The organism is Hyphomonas sp. UBA4494 (assembly GCF_002388935.1).
Classification (GTDB): domain Bacteria; phylum Pseudomonadota; class Alphaproteobacteria; order Caulobacterales; family Hyphomonadaceae; genus Hyphomonas.
Map to the genome: position 1 here is coordinate 1 of NZ_DGNK01000013.1, position 16,187 is coordinate 16,187.

17 protein-coding genes and 1 tRNA gene are annotated in these 16,187 nt (G+C 59.5%); 4 read left to right on the plus strand and 14 right to left on the minus strand.

Annotated elements, in window-relative coordinates; translation table 11 throughout:
• Positions 1 to 616, plus strand: a 616-nt coding sequence (locus B2P82_RS05030; RefSeq protein ID WP_290495583.1) for an NAD(P)(+) transhydrogenase (Re/Si-specific) subunit beta, incomplete at its 5' end; no start/stop codon positions are given.
• Here B2P82_RS05030 and folK read toward each other — a convergent pair.
• From folK to B2P82_RS05055, 5 genes are all read right to left on the minus strand, one after another.
• Positions 613 to 1,137 (minus strand): 2-amino-4-hydroxy-6-hydroxymethyldihydropteridine diphosphokinase, encoded by a 525-nt coding sequence (folK, locus tag B2P82_RS05035; protein ID WP_290495585.1) that lies wholly within the window; start codon positions 1,135 to 1,137, stop codon positions 613 to 615. The genes B2P82_RS05030 and folK overlap by 4 nt on opposite strands.
• Positions 1,130 to 1,495: a dihydroneopterin aldolase gene (gene folB / locus B2P82_RS05040; protein WP_290495586.1), complete on the minus strand. Its 366-nt coding sequence runs from the start codon at positions 1,493 to 1,495 to the stop codon at positions 1,130 to 1,132. Before folB ends, folK begins: the two co-directional genes overlap by 8 nt.
• On the minus strand, positions 1,492 to 2,328 hold the full coding sequence (folP, locus tag B2P82_RS05045) for a dihydropteroate synthase (protein WP_290495588.1): 837 nt from the start codon (positions 2,326 to 2,328) through the stop codon (positions 1,492 to 1,494). Before folP ends, folB begins: the two co-directional genes overlap by 4 nt.
• Positions 2,329 to 2,712: 384 nt before the next feature.
• The gene (locus B2P82_RS05050; protein ID WP_290495590.1) at positions 2,713 to 3,114 is read right to left on the minus strand and encodes a hypothetical protein; all 402 of its coding nucleotides are present in this window, start codon (positions 3,112 to 3,114) and stop codon (positions 2,713 to 2,715) included.
• Between the two features lie 184 nt (positions 3,115 to 3,298).
• Positions 3,299 to 3,374, minus strand: a tRNA-Lys gene (locus B2P82_RS05055).
• 98 nt (positions 3,375 to 3,472) lie between these two features.
• Here B2P82_RS05055 and B2P82_RS05060 point away from each other — a divergent pair.
• Positions 3,473 to 4,246: a hypothetical protein gene (locus tag B2P82_RS05060; RefSeq protein ID WP_290495591.1), complete on the plus strand. Its 774-nt coding sequence runs from the start codon at positions 3,473 to 3,475 to the stop codon at positions 4,244 to 4,246.
• Here the strand turns inward: B2P82_RS05060 and tgt are convergent.
• From tgt to B2P82_RS05080, 4 genes are all read right to left on the minus strand, one after another.
• Positions 4,152 to 5,294 (minus strand): tRNA guanosine(34) transglycosylase Tgt, encoded by a 1,143-nt coding sequence (gene tgt / locus B2P82_RS05065; RefSeq protein ID WP_290495593.1) that lies wholly within the window; start codon positions 5,292 to 5,294, stop codon positions 4,152 to 4,154. The two genes, B2P82_RS05060 and tgt, sit on opposite strands and share 95 nt — an antisense overlap.
• A 45-nt stretch (positions 5,295 to 5,339) precedes the next feature.
• A complete protein-coding gene (locus tag B2P82_RS05070; RefSeq protein WP_290495595.1) occupies positions 5,340 to 6,332 on the minus strand; it encodes an amidohydrolase family protein in 993 nt (330 codons plus the stop codon).
• A gap of 97 nt (positions 6,333 to 6,429) precedes the next feature.
• Positions 6,430 to 7,317: a division plane positioning ATPase MipZ gene (locus B2P82_RS05075; RefSeq protein ID WP_051607668.1), complete on the minus strand. Its 888-nt coding sequence runs from the start codon at positions 7,315 to 7,317 to the stop codon at positions 6,430 to 6,432.
• Positions 7,318 to 7,357: 40 nt separating this feature from the next.
• On the minus strand, positions 7,358 to 7,807 hold the full coding sequence (locus B2P82_RS05080; protein ID WP_206993000.1) for a hypothetical protein: 450 nt from the start codon (positions 7,805 to 7,807) through the stop codon (positions 7,358 to 7,360).
• A gap of 101 nt (positions 7,808 to 7,908) precedes the next feature.
• Between B2P82_RS05080 and panC the strand changes: the two genes are divergently transcribed.
• Positions 7,909 to 8,778, plus strand: coding sequence for a pantoate--beta-alanine ligase (panC, locus tag B2P82_RS05085; protein ID WP_290485394.1), 870 nt, complete (start codon positions 7,909 to 7,911; stop codon positions 8,776 to 8,778).
• Here panC and hisC read toward each other — a convergent pair.
• From hisC to xylB, 4 genes are all read right to left on the minus strand, one after another.
• Positions 8,762 to 9,853 (minus strand): histidinol-phosphate transaminase, encoded by a 1,092-nt coding sequence (gene hisC, locus B2P82_RS05090; RefSeq protein WP_290495596.1) that lies wholly within the window; start codon positions 9,851 to 9,853, stop codon positions 8,762 to 8,764. The genes panC and hisC overlap by 17 nt on opposite strands.
• Positions 9,854 to 9,905: 52 nt before the next feature.
• Positions 9,906 to 10,949 (minus strand): LacI family DNA-binding transcriptional regulator, encoded by a 1,044-nt coding sequence (locus B2P82_RS05095; RefSeq protein ID WP_290495598.1) that lies wholly within the window; start codon positions 10,947 to 10,949, stop codon positions 9,906 to 9,908.
• Between the two features lie 172 nt (positions 10,950 to 11,121).
• Positions 11,122 to 12,468, minus strand: a complete 1,347-nt coding sequence (xylA, locus tag B2P82_RS05100; RefSeq protein WP_290495599.1) for a xylose isomerase — start codon at positions 12,466 to 12,468, stop codon at positions 11,122 to 11,124.
• Positions 12,469 to 12,481: 13 nt separating this feature from the next.
• The gene (xylB, locus tag B2P82_RS05105; RefSeq protein ID WP_290495601.1) at positions 12,482 to 13,927 is read right to left on the minus strand and encodes a xylulokinase; all 1,446 of its coding nucleotides are present in this window, start codon (positions 13,925 to 13,927) and stop codon (positions 12,482 to 12,484) included.
• Positions 13,928 to 14,151: 224 nt separating this feature from the next.
• On the opposite strand from xylB, the gene B2P82_RS05110 reads away from it, so the two are divergent.
• Positions 14,152 to 15,039: an aldose 1-epimerase gene (locus B2P82_RS05110; protein ID WP_290495603.1), complete on the plus strand. Its 888-nt coding sequence runs from the start codon at positions 14,152 to 14,154 to the stop codon at positions 15,037 to 15,039.
• A gap of 11 nt (positions 15,040 to 15,050) precedes the next feature.
• On the opposite strand, the gene B2P82_RS05115 is transcribed toward B2P82_RS05110, so the two are convergent.
• Positions 15,051 to 16,100, minus strand: a complete 1,050-nt coding sequence (locus B2P82_RS05115) for a LacI family DNA-binding transcriptional regulator (RefSeq protein ID WP_206992993.1) — start codon at positions 16,098 to 16,100, stop codon at positions 15,051 to 15,053.
• Positions 16,101 to 16,187: the final 87 nt, after the last annotated feature.

Below are 16,187 nucleotides of genomic sequence, written 5' to 3' on the forward strand. Positions count from 1 at the left end.
CATGTGCAAGGGCATGAACCGGTCGTTCATCTCCGTCATTCTCGGCGGTTTCGGCGGCGAGACGGCCGCGGTGGCTGACGACGGCATCGAGCGCACGGTCAAGCAGGGTTCGGCCGACGACGCGGCCTATCTGATGGCCAATGCGCAAAAGGTGATCATCGTGCCGGGCTACGGCATGGCGGTCGCCCAGGCGCAGCACGCGCTGCGCGAGATGGCCGACAAGCTCAAGGAAGCCGGCGTGGAAGTCAAATACGCCATTCATCCGGTTGCCGGGCGCATGCCGGGCCACATGAACGTGCTGCTGGCCGAGGCCAATGTGCCTTACGACGAGGTGTTCGAGCTGGAGGACATCAATTCCGAGTTCGCCCAGGCCGACGTCGCCTACGTGATCGGCGCCAACGACGTCACCAACCCGGCCGCGAAGACCGACAAGACCAGCCCGATCTATGGCATGCCCGTTCTCGATGTCGAGAATGCGGGAACGGTCCTGTTCATCAAACGCTCGATGGGCTCCGGCTATGCCGGCATTCAGAACGAACTCTTCTTCCGCGACAACACGATGATGCTGCTCGCCGACGCGAAGAAGATGGTCGAGGACATTGTGAAGAACCTCTAGGCGCTTCGGAGCGACGCAAACCGACGCGTTGCCGCCTCATCCAATACACAAATCTGATCGGCCGCCTTCTTTTTGAGGGCGGCCGATTTGCTTGTCACAGTGCCATCTTCCAGAGCCCAGTCCGGCGCAATCTCCGCCAGCGGCTCCAGCACGAACCGGCGCTCCGCCATGCGTGGATGCGGGATGGCCAGCGTCTCGGTGTCGAGCGTCACGCCCTGCATCAGCAACACGTCCACATCCATCTCGCGCGGACCCCAGCGCAAACGTTCCTGTCGCCCCAGTTCGGCCTCCACGGCCTTGCAGGCATGCAGCAATTGCAGCGGTCCAAGACCTGTCTCGATCAGCACGCAAAGATTCAGGAAATCCGGCTGGTCCGTAACACCCCAAGGCGCGCTGCTGTAGAGATTGGAGACGGAAGCAAGCTCAATACCCGGCATTGCGGCCAGCAAGTCCACCGCCTGCGCCAGCGCCGCCTCGCGGTCGCCCAGATTGGTGCCGAGGCCGAGCGCAGCCTCAGCCATTGCGGCTGCGTGTGATCGACACGCCGACATGGTCCACCAGATGTCGAATTGGCGCCGACGGCTTGCGCACAGTGACGGTCACTTCCTCGACAATGTCCCACTTGGCCAGGATCGCATCGGCGATGCGCTCGGCAAAGGTTTCAATCAGATTGAACACAGTCTTCCCGGACAGGTCTTCGGCAAGGTCACAGACCTCCCCATAATGGACCGTCTCTTCCATCTGGTCGGTTGACGTCGCGGGCTGGCCGAGGCGGCAGTCGATGTCGATGAAGAATTTCTGTCCGAGGGATTTCTCCGCCTTGTGGACCCCATGGAAGCCGTGAAGGCAAAGATTTGAAACAAAGATGCGGTCGGTCAAATGGCGCTCCCAATGGCTTGAAACATGTCGAGCGCCTCGCGGTGCACGGCGACATCATGGACACGAAGAATCGTTGCGCCCCGGTAGACGCTGTCGAGCCCGGCGGCAAGCGTCCCGACAAGACGATCCTCCACGGGCTTGCCCGTCATGCGTCCGATAAAGGACTTCCGGGAGACTCCGACCAGGACCGGACATTGGGTATCGACGAGCACATCCAGGTGCGCGAGCACACCGAAATTCTGCTCATATGTCTTGGCAAAGCCGACACCCGGATCAAGCAGGATGTGCGCGCGGGGAATACCAGCACGATTGGCCATGTCGAAGGCACGCCCGAAGAACGCTGTCATGTCCTCGCGGAGGTCTATGTCGCCATCCGTTTTGCCGCGATTGTACGTGATGCAGACAAGGCTTTCAGTCTCGGCCACGGCGTCGGCCATGCCCTCATCCTTGGTCATGCCCCAGACATCATTCACAAGCACCGCGCCCGCCTCGGCAGCGCGCCGGGCGATCTCGGCCTTGTAGGTGTCGATGGAGAGCGGCAAGGCGTCCGGCCCGGCAAGGCGTGTAATGGGCTCACGCACGCGGGCCCATTCGTCTTCGAGGCTCACCGGATCACCTCCGGGCCGCGTCGACTCACCGCCAATGTCGAGAATGTCTGCGCCGTCCTCGGCCATTTGCCGGGCATGCGCTTGCGCAGCGGACAGGGTGTCATGCGCGCCCCCATCGGAAAAAGAGTCAGGGGTCGCATTCAAGATGCCCATGATCAGCGGCGTCGGGGCCGCGAGCCGCTCCAGCAGCCGGTCTCGAACCGCTATCCGCGCGAGCCTGTCCATAAACGCATCCTTTCCGCTTGGCAGCGTTAACGCCTCAGCAGGGCAGGAACAACGGTTTCGCTGCCACTATCCCCCACGGCTTCCAGATTTTACTGAGGCTTTTCAAAGGCCCCACAGTCCTGAATCCGACCGGGTCGCCAGATGTATACACTCAACCTGTCGGCATCCTGCGATGAAAGTGCCGACGAAGGTCCGGAGCGCGAAGAGGATTGTCATCTCTTCTTGGCACTCCCGGCGGATGGACGGAGCCTCGCGTGCACTCGGGATCATTTCATTCCATCCAACTCACTAAAAAGGCCCCAGCATCCGGAGCTTTGCTCCATCCGCCAGGACCCGATAGAAAAACCGGATGGGATTTACCCCAGTCCGGCTCTTTTTGCTGTTTTACTGTTTGGTCTCCACCCCCGGATCGTTCTGGGAATAGGCGTCTTCGAGTTCGTGCGTGTCCGGGGACTGTTTCAACGCGCCCGCCTTTGTGTCTTCGGCCCCTGTATCAGCATTAAGCGTCTCGGGTGCATTTGGATGACGCCCATCACGCGGCATCAGAACCGGGTTCTTGCCCTCATCTAGGCGTTGGGCACGTTCTGCGGCGGTACCGGGTGCGTCTGGGCGGTCCTTCTGACCGTCATCCCGCAAGAATCCGTGCTCGCCGTCCTGCGGCTGGTCGTCCGTGCTGCGGTAGCCAGCCTGATTCGTATCCTCGCGGCCGGGGGTCTCGCCATCACCTCGCTGCTGGCTGAGGTCGTCCTCGCGCTGGGTATCGAGATCTGTTTCTTGCTTGTTCATGATGAGTCTCCTTTCGAAAAACCAACGGGCGACAAGCGCGAGATGTTCCGAGGAGAAGTGGCCGGCGGGGTTAAATCGAGGTAACTGGAAGGGCGCAGATGTCTCAGCTACACTTCAATCATTCTATTCCGATTTTCGATTCACAGGATCGAAAATTTTTGACTTCGTCAAAAAAGGAAAAGAATGGTGTGCCCTACAGGGTTCGAACCTGTGACCTACTGATTAAAAGTCAGTTGCTCTACCAGCTGAGCTAAGGGCACGCCGGAACGCGCGATTTAGGCGACCAGAACCGAGCGGTCAACCGCCTCTTGCATTGTATGGCTTGAAGTCGCCACAATTTTCGCATCACCCTCGCCGCATGAGACGTATATTCCCCCTTTTCCTTACACTTGCAGCAGTTGGCGCATGCGCCAGCCAACCTGCCCCGACAACACAAAAAACCGTATCGACCGGCAACCTGACCGAAAATGTCAGCGACGCGGCAGGCAGCGCCTACACGCAGACCCGCTCGGGCCTGTCGGATGCTGCTCTGTCGCCATTGGAAGACTTCAACCTGCGCCGAGAAGAAATCCCTCCCATTCTCAAAGGGGTACAGAGCCCCTACGAGCTTCCAGAGAAAATGAGTTGCGAGGAAATCGAACAGCGATTGGCTGACCTTGATGCCGTGCTTGGCCCTGACTGGGATACGCCGGTTCCGGATGAACGCCTTCGCACCGAGAAACTGGCTGATTCAGCCGCCGATGCGACGCTTGGCGCAATCGCCTCCGAAGCCCGCGGCCTGATTCCGTTCCGGGGCATCGTTCGCAAAGCTACAGGCGCGGAAAGCCACGAGAAGAAGTATAATCTCGCCTACAAGATCGGTGCGCAACGACGGGCATACCTGAAAGGCATGGGCCTCGCCATGGATTGCCCCCTGCCCGCTCGTCCGGATTTCGCCGCAGAGCGCGACCCAACGGCGGTCACTTTCAAGGGCGATGCGCCGACTGTGCCGAATTCAGGCGCGTATGACGCCTATCAACAAAAGCAACTCGACAATCTTACCCCTGTTGGTCCTTCGGAGCCGACCTCGTCGACGCCCACGCCGTCTGAAGTCGATGACGCAGGGCTTCAAACCGTCCCTCCGCAATACTGAGTCGTATCTCGGCCATGAGAGCCTGGAAGAAAGCCGTATTGTGCCAGCTGAGCAGCATGGGCCCGAGATACTCACCCGCCTTGAAAAGGTGGTGATAATAGGCGCGTGAATAGTCCTGACTGGCCTTGCAGTTTACTGCCTCGTCGAGCGGTGAAGTGTCTTCTGCGAACCGCGCATTCTTGACGTTCACCGGCCCGTCCCAGGTCCAGGCCTGACCGTGGCGACCGGACCGCGTGGGCAGGACGCAGTCGAACATATCGATGCCACGCGCGACGCTTTCCACCAGATCGATCGGCTTGCCGACGCCCATCACATAGCGTGGCAAATGGCCCGGCAGGTGCGGCACCGTCATGTCGATGGTGGCGCACATCTGGTCATGCCCCTCACCCACAGCGAGCCCGCCCAATGCGATGCCGCCAAAGCCTTGCGAGACGACGCCTTTGGCGGACTTCTCGCGAAGGTCTGCGAAGTTTGATCCCTGCACGATGCCGAACAGGGTCTGGCCCTCGCGGTCGCCAAAGGCGTCCAGGCTCCGCTGACCCCAATCAAGCGACAGGTCGAGGCTACGCTCGGCCTCTGCGTGCGAACAGGGATAATCGGTGCATTCGTCCAGCTGCATGGAGATGTCGGCGCCGAGCAGGTCAGCCTGGATCTCGATGCTGCGCGCCGGCGTCAGCCGGTGGGTGGAGCCGTCAATATGGCTCTGGAAGGTGACGCCGTCAGCATCCATCTTGCGGAGCTGTGCCAGCGACCAGACCTGGAAACCTCCGCTATCAGTCAGCATCGGGCCATCCCAATGCGCAAAGCTATGCAGGCCGCCGAGACGCTTCACGCGCTCTGCGCCGGGCCGCAGCATCAGATGATAGGTGTTGCCGAGGATGATATCCGCCCCGGCCTCCTTTACCTGGTCCATATAGAGCGCCTTGACCGTGCCGGCCGTGCCCACAGGCATGAAGGCGGGCGTGCGGATTTCGCCGCGCGGTGTCTTGAGCGTGCCCGTACGGGCCTTGCCCTCGGTCGCCTTGATCTCGAATGGAAATGTCGTCATGGGCCGAGGCCTATAAAGTCAATGCAGGCCTCTGCCTAGGCGTGGCTACAGCCGGTAGATGCGCCGCGCGGTTTCCGTGAACAGCGCGCGTTGCTCCACTTCGGAGTATTTGGCGGCGATCTTCTTCAAGCCATTCCACAGGACCGGGTAGCTGATGGACCAGCGATCCACCGGGAAGTTGCTCTCGAACATGCAGCGGGCTGCACCGAAACAGTCGATCATGTGATCGTAATAGCGCTGTTGGGCCAGCACGAATTCGTCCGAGGTCGGCGGCGTTTCGCGCTCATGCCAGCCCCAGCCATTGTCTGGCATGGCAAGCCCACCCAGTTTGGCCACCACGTTCGGGCAATGGGACAGGTCGGCCATGTCGTCCTGCCACTGCTCGAATATCTCTTCGCGCTTGTCGGCATAGGGGCCGATACCGATGGGCGTCCCGAAATGGTCGAGCACCATGGTCGTGTTCGGCACCGCCTTCACCAGGTCGAGATAGTCCCGGTTCTGGTGGTGATAGTGCCATGTGTCATAGGACAGGTCGTGCTCGCCCAGCAATTGCACGCCCCGGCGAAAGTCTTCATCCGCATAGAGACGCTCAGGCGCCCGACCTGGAATACGCAACGTAGTGCCGCTCGTATCACGTGAGCCCGCATGACGGATGCCACGGAACAGGCCGTTGGCAGCGTCCCTGTGAGCGTCGAGCACGTCCTCCAGATGCGGCCCCCGAAGGTCGGCATGCCCGACGATCCCTGCGATATAGGGACCGCCCTTCGCCTTCATTTCGGCTGCAGCGGAAGCCACGAACTCGGTCTCGCCGACGGGTTTGAGATGATCCGGTCCATCCTCGCGATAGGCCGCACCGCACTCCATGAACACGGTCTGGACAACATTGTGCCCGCTGGTCAGGTCAGCGAGGAATTCCGGCACATTGTAGTACATGTCCGCCTGGGGCCAGAGATGGTGGTGCGGATCGATGATCTCGCGATCAGGATCGACAATATCTTCCTGAACCTGCGCCAGCCAGCCGCTATTGTTGAACACCATCTGCGCTTCCTCCTGTTTTTAGGAGGAGTGTGAGCCCCTGAAACGCGAAAAGCCAGCCCCCGAGGCTGGCCTTTCATAAAATCCATTTCCCAACAGATCAGAATTCGATTTCGGCGCCGACCAGCTCTGGTAGCTGCATGATGATCAGCAAATCGCGCATCTCCTGACGGGCGGCAACATGGCTCATGGTGAAGGAGATATTGGAGCCCTTCTCCGTGAGATCCAGCAGGGTCAGACCGGCCGGGAACAGTTCGCGATAAATCACGCGCTCAGAGAGGCCTGGCGCAAGGCGGAAACCGATCCGCTTGGACAGGTTGGTCAGCGCTTCGCCGACGCGCTCCTTGTTACGTGCCGCCAGAGGCGACATGCGGTTGCGCATCACGATCCAGTCAATCGGACGGCGCGACGTCTGGGCCTTCTTCTTGCGACAGGACCAGACCATTTCTGAGTAGAAGCTCGGACGCAGTACTTCGAGCGTCTGCGGGTTCACATCGCCCAACAGGTCGAAATCGACGAAACTGTCATTCAGCGGCGTGATCAGCGTGTCTGCGTTCACATGCGCAAGACGCGAGAGATAGGTGTCACCGCCAGGACCATCGATGATGATGAAATCGCAGGCTTTCTTGAGGCGCGCCACGCTGCTGAGAAAACGCTGAGTCTCCTCGGATTCAGCCTTGTCGAGATCGCGCTCTGTCGAAGCATCCACGCGCACGATCTCCGGCATCGGAAGTTTCGCACCGGTGGATTGCATCCAACGGAGACGATTTTCGAGATACCGGGTGAGGCTGCGCTGGCGCACATCAAGATCGATAACCCCAACCTTCTTGCCCATCCGCATCAGAGCGACGGACAAGTGCATGGAGACCGTCGACTTGCCCGCTCCACCCTTTTCATTGCCCACGACAATGACGCGGGCCTCGCGCTGCTGCGCTGACAGGTCCGGGCCGCTAACCGTTTCAAGCGGGGCGAATCCATCAGCGGGCATTACGGGCGACTCCTTCAGAGGTATTTCAGTTCGTTAGGGCTCAGGCGACGTGAGACATCTCGGCGCCAGCAGACTTGCTGCTGGAAACCACGTCCATGAAGAGATCAGCGTCTTCAGCCGGTACGTCACCATAATGCGCAGCCATCGGCTCCCCATCGAACAGGACATCGTCCGACGTGATTGGACCAAAGGCAGCCTGCAAGGGCAGCTCGGCGCTGACGGGGGCATGTGCCGCAATGTCAGTGAGCAATGCGCGAAGGCTGGAAAGCGTATTTGAGACACGTCCGAAGTCGCGGGAATAAAGCGTTGCCGCTTCGGTTACCGGGCTGCCGTCGCGATCAAACATCCATTCGTCGACCGCATTCGGGTTCAGATATTCGCGGATCGGCTCTGGAACAGCCGTTTCAGCGAGTCTGGACTTGCCTGCTGCCAGTCGGAGACCGATAGAAAGCGCGAAGGTTTTTAGCGGAGCGAGAATGCGATGTGTCATGAGTTTGAAATTCCTCCGAATGGGTTAACAACGCGTTTACGAAATCCTTTGGCGGGACGTTTTAAACAATCCTCATACGGGAAGTTTTCATAGTGAATTCCATGACAGGTAAGTTAACGGAGGCCGTCCACTCGCGGGCCGAGCTGCAACAACAGATTCGAGCATGGCGCCAAGCCGGTGAAACTATTGGATTTGTTCCCACAATGGGCGCCCTTCACGGGGGGCACCTTTCCCTTGTGCAGAAGGCACGCACCAAAGTGACAAAAGTGGTCGCGAGCATCTTCGTAAACCCCACACAATTCGCACCCGGCGAGGATTTCGACACATATCCGCGCGACGAATCGGCCGATCGGGCCAAACTCGATTCGGCGGGATGCGATCTCGTCTACCTGCCTACGGTCGAGGAAATGTATCCGGAGGGCACCCGCACCAATGTCCGCGTCGAGCAGATGTCAGACCTGCTGGACGGGATCTACCGCCCGCACTTCTTCTATGGCGTCGCGACCGTGGTGGCTCGCCTCTTCCTGCACGTCCAGCCGGATGTCGCCGTGTTCGGGGAGAAGGATTACCAGCAGCTCCAGATCATCCGGCGCATGGTGAAAGACCTCGGCTTTCCAATCGAAATTCTTGGTGGCGAAACCACGCGGGATGGTGATGGGCTCGCGCAATCTTCGCGCAATCTCTACCTCTCGCCCGAACAGCGCCGCGCAGCCGGGGCGATGCAGGCCGCTTTGCACCGGGCCTCGGTCCGCCTGTCGCTGGGCGCGACGCCGTCAGACGTGCTGGAAGAAGCCCGGCGCCTGATCATGGCGTCCGGATTCACGGAGATGAACTATGTCAGCCTCGTCGACCCAGCCTCCCTGGAAGACCTGCCCGACGCGCCCCTGTCATCTGGCACGGTCGCGCGGCTGCTCGGCGCGGCATGGCTCGGAAAGACACGCCTGATCGACAATATCAGCGTGACGCGGTGAACTCTTTCAGCGCGTCCAGGACCGCCTGATTGTCGTGGGCCGAGCCGACTGTAATCCGCAATCGTTCCGGCAGGCCGTAGCCCCCAACAGCGCGGACAAGGATGTTGCACGCCTTGAGGAAGTCGTTCGCCGCCGCAGCGCGCTCTGAGGAGCCGAACTCCGGCAGCACGAAGTTCGCGTCGCTGTGCGGGGTCGGAAGGCCCATCGCATTCAAGGCCGCGATCATGCGGGCGCGCCAGTCGGTATTATGGTCCCGGCTCTTGGCTAGGAAGTCGGTATCCTGAATGCTGGCCATGCCGGCGCCCACAGCGAGACCATTCACGTTGAAGGGTCCGCGAATACGCTGATAGGTCTCAGCGATCTCGGCAGGCATGTACCCCCAGCCAAGACGCAAGGCCGCAAGCCCATGAATCTTGGAGAAGGTCCGCATCATCACCGTATTGGCTTTCCGGTCCACGAGGTCCCGAATTTGCGCTTCATATTCCGGGCCGACATATTCGGCATAGGCACCGTCGACGACGAACAAGACATGCGGCGGCAGGCTGTCCTGCAGCTGTTCCAGCGCCTCGACGGGCAGCATCGTGCCAGTCGGATTGTTCGGATTCGCGAGGAACAGGATTTTCGTCCGCTCCGAGACCGCGCCAAGGATGGCGTTGACGCCCGCGGTCAGATCGGTTTCCGGGACAGTCACTGGCGTTGCGCCGTGCGACAATGCCGAAACGCGATACATGGAAAAGGCGTGCTCGGTGAACAGGATTTCGTCGCCCGGTCCGGCATAGCTCTGGGTCAACAAGTGAATGATCTCGTCAGACCCCGCGGAAACCACCACACGGCTTGAATCGGCAATGCCAACCGCCTCGGCGATCGTCTCCCGCAGGGCACGATATTCCGGATCAGGGTAGACGTGCACATCGCCCGCCACCGCCTTCATCGCCTCAATGGCTTTCGGGCTGGGGCCGAACGGATTCTCGTTGGAGGCCAGCATGATGACGGAGCCACTCGCGCCGGCGAGCTTGCCGCCGGGCACATAGGGCTTGGTCTGGGCGATATGCGGAAGAGGCGTAATCTTGGTCATCGCCGCGCGACTTACACGAAAGCGGCTGACTGGGAAACTCGCGATTTGCGCGTCATGCGTGTGGCGCGGCAGTGGATTCCCGTAGCATCAACTTGTATTCGAGCAACTTGTGGCGGGGCGCATCGCCGGTAGGGGCAGCCTCTTCCAGCAACATGCTGACGGCCTCTGCAGCAAGTTCGCGACTTGGCTGGTAAATCGTCGTCAAGGACGGACTGATTGTCGTGGCCAGCGGCGTATCGTCGAAACCCACGACGGAAAGGTTGGCTGGTACATTCACCTGGCGGCGATACGCCGTCGCGAGTACACCGGCAGCCATGTCGTCATTACTCGCAAATATCGCGGTCGGACGGTCAGGCAATGACAAGAGTTTCTCAGAGCATGAGACACCGGAGTCAAAGGCGAAATCACCATCCTCGATTAGATCAGGATCGAGGGGGATGCCCTCTTCTTCCAGTGCCTGCCGGTAACCGGCAAAACGCCGGACAGCCTGCGCATGAGAATCGGCCCCCTTGATGAAGCCAATCCGCCGATGGCCGAGTCCGATCAGATACTCCGTCATCTCTCGCGCAGCCGCAGCATCGTCGATGGCGACATCCTGACCATGTTCGACGTCTTCTGCAGGCGCAATTCGAACGAATGGAATACCGCGATTTTCGAGTTCAGAGATAAGGTTTTTATCGTCCGACAATGGTGGCGTCAGGATCGCTCCCGCCAGTTTGGTTTCAGCCCTCAGCGCAAGCAGCGATGTATGATTGTCACTGCAATCCTCGGTGATAAGGCTGTAACCATAGGCTTGGCAGCGTTGCAGGGCGCCCAACTGAACTTCACCAATATAGTTGCGTGATGGGTTGGCATAGAAAAGGCAAATTATGTGACTATGGCGAGCCCGCAGATTGCGCGCATTGTGATTGGTCCGATAGTTCAGCGTCTTGACGGCTTCGAGCACCTTCAAACGGGTCTCTTCGCGCACATTAGTCTCGCCATTCAGCACGCGACTGACCGTCTTGAAGGACACGCCTGCTTCGCGGGCAACATCAATGATGGTGGCAGGCCGGACATGTCCGGAAGTCCTATGCGCTTTTAGCCCGTCAGTCATCGCGGCTCCTCGGTTAGAACCCTTGGGAGCAAGCCAATCGCGCAGCAGAATCCGCCGCCAGCTAGTTTGTCCGCTCATAGGGGTATGGCGGACAAACCTAGCTTCTTTTTCCCTACAGTGACAAGGCCTTGCCCGCGTTCATTCCGCCCGGCAAGGCCTGCCGCTGTTCAGTTTATTTCAGGCTGCGGTTCACGAGGTTTTCCAGCATTTCCTGACGGCCGCTTGTATGGGACGGATTGACACCCGACTCGGCTGCCTTGTTGGCGATGCTTTCGAGGCTCGCGCCTTCCGACAGCATCATCTTGCCGAGGTCGGAATTCTCCCAGCCAGCATAGCGTTCCGTCTTGAGCTTGGCGATCTCGCCCTTTTCAAGGATGTCGGCCGCCGACAAAAGCGCACGGGCCAGCGCGTCGACGCCGCCGACATGAGCGTGGAACAGGTCATCGACCGTGCTTGACTGACGGCGCACCTTGGCATCGAAATTGAAGCCGCCGGTGTCTAGGCCGCCGGATGGCAGCAATTCGATCAGCGCCAGCGTAATGTCGCGGATGTCGAGATTGAACTGGTCGGTATCCCAGCCATTCTGGTAGTTGCCGCAATTGATATCGATCGAGCCCATGATGCCGAGCGAGACAGCCGTGGCGATCTCATGGGCGAAACTGTGTCCTGCCAGTGTGGCGTGGTTCGGCTCAATATTGACCTGGACTTCATCTTCGAGGCCGAAGCGCTTCAGGAAGCCATAGACGGTCGCGGAGTCGAAATCATACTGGTGATACATCGGCTCGTGCGGCTTCGGCTCAATCAGGATTTTTCCTTCGAAGCCGATCTTGTGCTTGTGGTCGACGACCATTGCGAGGAAGCGACCGAAATTGCCGAGTTCGCGGTCGAGATCAGTATTCAGCAGGGTGTCATAGCCTTCGCGGCCACCCCAGAGCACATAATTCTCGCCGCCAAGCGCCTGCGTTACCTCCATACAGTCGCGGATCTGGCGGACCGCAACCGCGGCGACTTCGGGGTTCGGGTTGGTCAGGCCGCCGGCGCCGAAGCGTGGATTGCTGAACAGGTTGGCGGTGCCCCAGAGCAGCTTGATGCCGGTCGCTTCCTGATAGGCTGCGAGACGGTCGGCCTGGCGCTTGAGATTGTTCGACAGGTCATCCGGTGTCGGAGAGTCTTCGGTGACGTCGACATCGTGGAAGCAATAGTAAGGCAGGCCGAGCTTGCTGAAGAATTCGAAAGCTGCGGCCATCTTCGCGTCAGCTGCGGCGCGGTCATTGGCGGCACCGTGCCAAGGACGGTTAAACGTGCCACCGCCAAAGACGTCAAAGCCATCCCAGCAGAAGGTATGCCAATAGCAAACAGCCATGCGCAGATGGTCTTCCATCCGCTTGCCCATGACCATTTGGTCCTTGTTGTAATAACGATAAGCCAGCGGGTTGTCGCTGTCTGGTCCCTCAAACTTGATCGGGTCGATGCCCTTGAAGACGGGTTCGCCGCCTACATTGATCTGTCCATCAGCCATGTCTTTATTCTCCTCAGAAGGCATCTTTCAGTATACGGTACAGTGTACCGAATTTCTCGTATTTCGGGGCCAGCCGGTCGCGGTCGCTTTCTTTTGGCTCAACAATCTGCAGCACTTCGGGTGCTTCGAACATTTCCTCGACTGAACCGCCCATGCTGGCGTAGCGAGCCAGGCGCGCAGCGCCATAGGCCGGGCCAGTGGCCGCGCAGTCGCGGTAAACCATGGGGCGGTCCAGCACAGCAGACAGGATACGCCCCCAATAAGTGGATTGTGCGCCGCCGCCGATAACCGAGATCGAATGTACGTCCACACCCGATTCCACAAGGGCGCGGAAACCATCCGCCATACCGAAGGCAACCCCCTCAAGCACGGCCTGGCCGATCTGCGCAGATCCGGAATCATGGGTCAGACCGAACAGGACACCCGACGCATGGGGATTGTTGTGAGGTGTGCGCTCGCCAGACAGATAGGGGAGGAATTGCTCAGACCCGGCTAGGCCTGCCTCTGTCTGGGCGAGCTTCACAAGCTCTCCCGCGTCGGATGTCCCGGTCAGTTTGACGGCCCAGTCCAAGCAGCTCGCTGCACTCAACATGACCGACATCAGGTGCCACCGATCCGGCAACGCATGACAGAATGCATGCGCCGCAGAGTCGGGATTGGAGCGGAACGTATTCCCCGCCACGAAAATTACGCCGGACGTGCCGAGCGACAACAGCGCTTCACCCTCATCGATCACGCCGACACCCGCCGCACCGGCCGCATTGTCGCCGCCGCCAGCAACCACCGGCACGCGGTCCATGCCCCATGCTTCAGCCGCTTCCTGGCGAAGCACACCGGTCACTTCATGGCCTTCATAGAGCTTTGGCATATGGTCGATCGTGAGACCGCAAGCGGCAAGCAATTCCTCTGACCAGGTCCGCGCCTCGACATCCATCCAGAGCGTGCCTGAGGAATCCGACATGTCGGAGGCGAGATCGCCAGTCATCCGAAGGCGGACATAATCCTTGGGAAGGAGTACCTTGTGCACTTTCTCGAATGCACCTGGCTCATGCCGGCGCACCCATTCGAGTTTCGGCGCAGTAAAACCAGGCATGACAAGATTACCGCCCTTGGACACAAAGGCTGGTGTACTCTTTTGAAGGTCGCGGCACTCTTCAAAGCTGCGCCCGTCGTTCCAGAGGATCGCTGGCCGAATCGGAGCAAGAGATTCATCCAGAAGCGTCGCACCGTGCATCTGTCCGGACAGGCCGACAGCCTTCACCCGATGACGGCGGTTCACGTCCAGCTTGGCGACGGCCATGTTCGTGGCGGTCCACCAATCAGATGGATTCTGTTCGGACCAGAGGGGTTTGGGACGCGAAATCGGAAGCTCCGCCTGGCTGACTTCAACCTGGCGTCCTGCCTCATCAATCAGCGCTGCTTTCACGCTGGATGTGCCTATGTCGATCCCTAGAAACACGTTCCGAATGTCCTCCCTGGCAGCCCGTCTGAGTGCGGCTGTCCACTAAATGATACCGCTATCATTTCAGCTTTGCCATCGCAAGAGCGGAATATCAACTTGCCGAGACGCAGCAGATCCGCCTCTGTCGCAGCGTCAAGTTCCGGTGAAAAGACCGATCCTACTTTCCATGTTAGCGTTAGCATGCTTTTTAGCCAACACTTGCGAATAAGGGAGACCGGGGTTTGGCCGATTCAACAGCGCTGTCGCGCCTCATACTCGAAACCAAAGCCATGAAGCTGACCTTGCTGCCCGACCTTGGCGGCAGTGTGGGCGGGTTGACCTACATGGCCCAGAACATTCTGCGTCCATTTGCGCGCACTGCGGATGGAAGCCCGCTACAGACTGCTGGCTTCCCCCTTTTTCCGTTCTCGGGCCGAATTTCCGAAGGCCGTTTTGCTTGGAATGGCCGTGATGTGTCTCTCGCGCTGAACTTCCTTCCAGAACCGCACGCAATTCACGGCCAGGCCTGGCACGCGGCCTGGCAGGTTGCAGAGCATGGCAGCAATCATGCACGACTGGTGTTTGACTACAGGCCCGAAGATTGGCCGTGGGCCTATCGCGCGGAGCAGGACTTCAGGCTGCGGGATGACGGTCTGGACCTGATGCTTCGCCTGACCAATCACGGGGACGACTCCATGCCCGCGGGGCTTGGCTGGCACCCCTATTTTCCCCGTCTGGATGCGCGCGTGAAAGTACCGGTCGACCGGGTCTGGATGTCGGATGAGGGCATGATCCCCGACAGGCTGGTTATGCCAGCCGCTGGTGCCGATCTGTCAGACTGGCGTATCGTTGATGAGCTCGACCTCGACAATGCCTTCACCGTGTCAGACCGGATAAGTTGTATCGAATGGCCAAGCCTGAACCTGCGCGTAGAAATGGTCTCGGACGCAGAGCTTGGTCACATGGTGATCTACACGCCGAAGCAACAGGAGTTCTTCTGCGTTGAACCCGTAAGCCACGCGCCCGACGCGGTAAACAGCCAGCATCCGGCCGAACTGACAGGGCTGCATAGCCTCGCGCCCGGCGAAACGCTGTCGGCTCAGATAAGCCTGACCATTCGCGAGATCTAAGGCGTCTGGCTTCAGACCTTGATGACCGAATCCCGCTCAATGATCGCAACATCCAGAATCGGATTCAGCTCGCCCAGCTCGGCTTCGTGGTCGGAAATAAACGCAGCAAGCAAATCGACGGACTGATAGCCCATTTCTGCAATTGGCTGGCGCACAGTAGTCAGCTGCGGCCAGATCGCGCTGGCGATGGGCGTGTCATCATATCCGACCACGGAAATGTCTTCCGGCACGCGCTTACCATGACGGAAAGCCGACGCGATCACGCCTGCGGCCATGTCATCATTGCTGGCAAAGATGGCCGTAGGCTGGTCGGCGAGATCCAGCATCCTGTCGGCCGCCTCCATGCCGCTGCGATACGTAAACCGACCGCGCCGGACGAGATTTGGATCAATGTCGAGGCCGTGTTCCTTCATCGCCAGCTGGAACCCGCTATAGCGGCGATGTGACGATATCTGATCTTCGGCGCCGATCACAAAGCCGATCCGAGTATGGCCACGTGCGATCAGATATTCCGTCATGCGCTTGGCTGCGGCTTCGTCGTCGATCGCGAGGCTTGTTCCGGATTTCGGCGGAGTTTTTGGGGCAATAAGGACGCAAGGAATGCCCGCCTCCTCCAGCCTGGATAGCAGGAGGTCATCTTCGCTGAGCGGGGGAACGACGAGAATGCCGTCCAGACCGGCGCCGCTGACGCGGCCCACAAGCTCATCTACATCGGAAGGGTCTTGGTATGAGGAGAAATCCTCAAGCACGAGATGGTGCCCCGCTTCCCGGCAGCGGTTCATCGCACCGATGAGCAGTTCACTGAGATAGGAGTTGCTGGGGTTGTTGAAAATCATGCCGATGAACAGGGAGCTCCCACCCGCAAGGCTGCGCGCGAGTAAATTCGGTCGGTACTTCAGTTCGCGGATGGCATCTTCAACACGCGCCCGGGTAGTTTCACGAACGACATCTCGGCGATTGAGCACACGCGAGACCGTCATCTGTGAAACGCCAGCGAGTTCGGCGACCTCCTTGATGGTCGCGTGCTGGCGACGTCCCGACTTTGTAATTTTTTCGGACATACTTGTTCTTCTTATCCCGTGAGCAGGGTTCCCGTCCTGCTTTTCATTCTATGTCTTGCGCCGACTTAACACCCAAACCTCAAGCCT

Coding starts and splice junctions, on each gene's coding strand:
- tgt (WP_290495593.1), bottom strand. CDS start 5,294: ATGACGACATTTCCATTCGAGATCAAGGCGACCGAGGGCAAGGCCCGT.
- B2P82_RS05080 (WP_206993000.1), bottom strand. CDS start 7,807: ATGACACATCGCATTCTCGCTCCGCTAAAAACCTTCGCGCTTTCTATC.
- folK (WP_290495585.1), bottom strand. CDS start 1,137: ATGGCTGAGGCTGCGCTCGGCCTCGGCACCAATCTGGGCGACCGCGAG.
- hisC (WP_290495596.1), bottom strand. CDS start 9,853: ATGACCAAGATTACGCCTCTTCCGCATATCGCCCAGACCAAGCCCTAT.
- B2P82_RS05095 (WP_290495598.1), bottom strand. CDS start 10,949: ATGACTGACGGGCTAAAAGCGCATAGGACTTCCGGACATGTCCGGCCT.
- B2P82_RS05060 (WP_290495591.1), top strand. CDS start 3,473: ATGAGACGTATATTCCCCCTTTTCCTTACACTTGCAGCAGTTGGCGCA.
- B2P82_RS05070 (WP_290495595.1), bottom strand. CDS start 6,332: ATGGTGTTCAACAATAGCGGCTGGCTGGCGCAGGTTCAGGAAGATATT.
- B2P82_RS05050 (WP_290495590.1), bottom strand. CDS start 3,114: ATGAACAAGCAAGAAACAGATCTCGATACCCAGCGCGAGGACGACCTC.
- B2P82_RS05075 (WP_051607668.1), bottom strand. CDS start 7,317: ATGCCCGCTGATGGATTCGCCCCGCTTGAAACGGTTAGCGGCCCGGAC.
- B2P82_RS05115 (WP_206992993.1), bottom strand. CDS start 16,100: ATGTCCGAAAAAATTACAAAGTCGGGACGTCGCCAGCACGCGACCATC.
- folP (WP_290495588.1), bottom strand. CDS start 2,328: ATGGACAGGCTCGCGCGGATAGCGGTTCGAGACCGGCTGCTGGAGCGG.
- xylA (WP_290495599.1), bottom strand. CDS start 12,468: ATGGCTGATGGACAGATCAATGTAGGCGGCGAACCCGTCTTCAAGGGC.
- panC (WP_290485394.1), top strand. CDS start 7,909: ATGACAGGTAAGTTAACGGAGGCCGTCCACTCGCGGGCCGAGCTGCAA.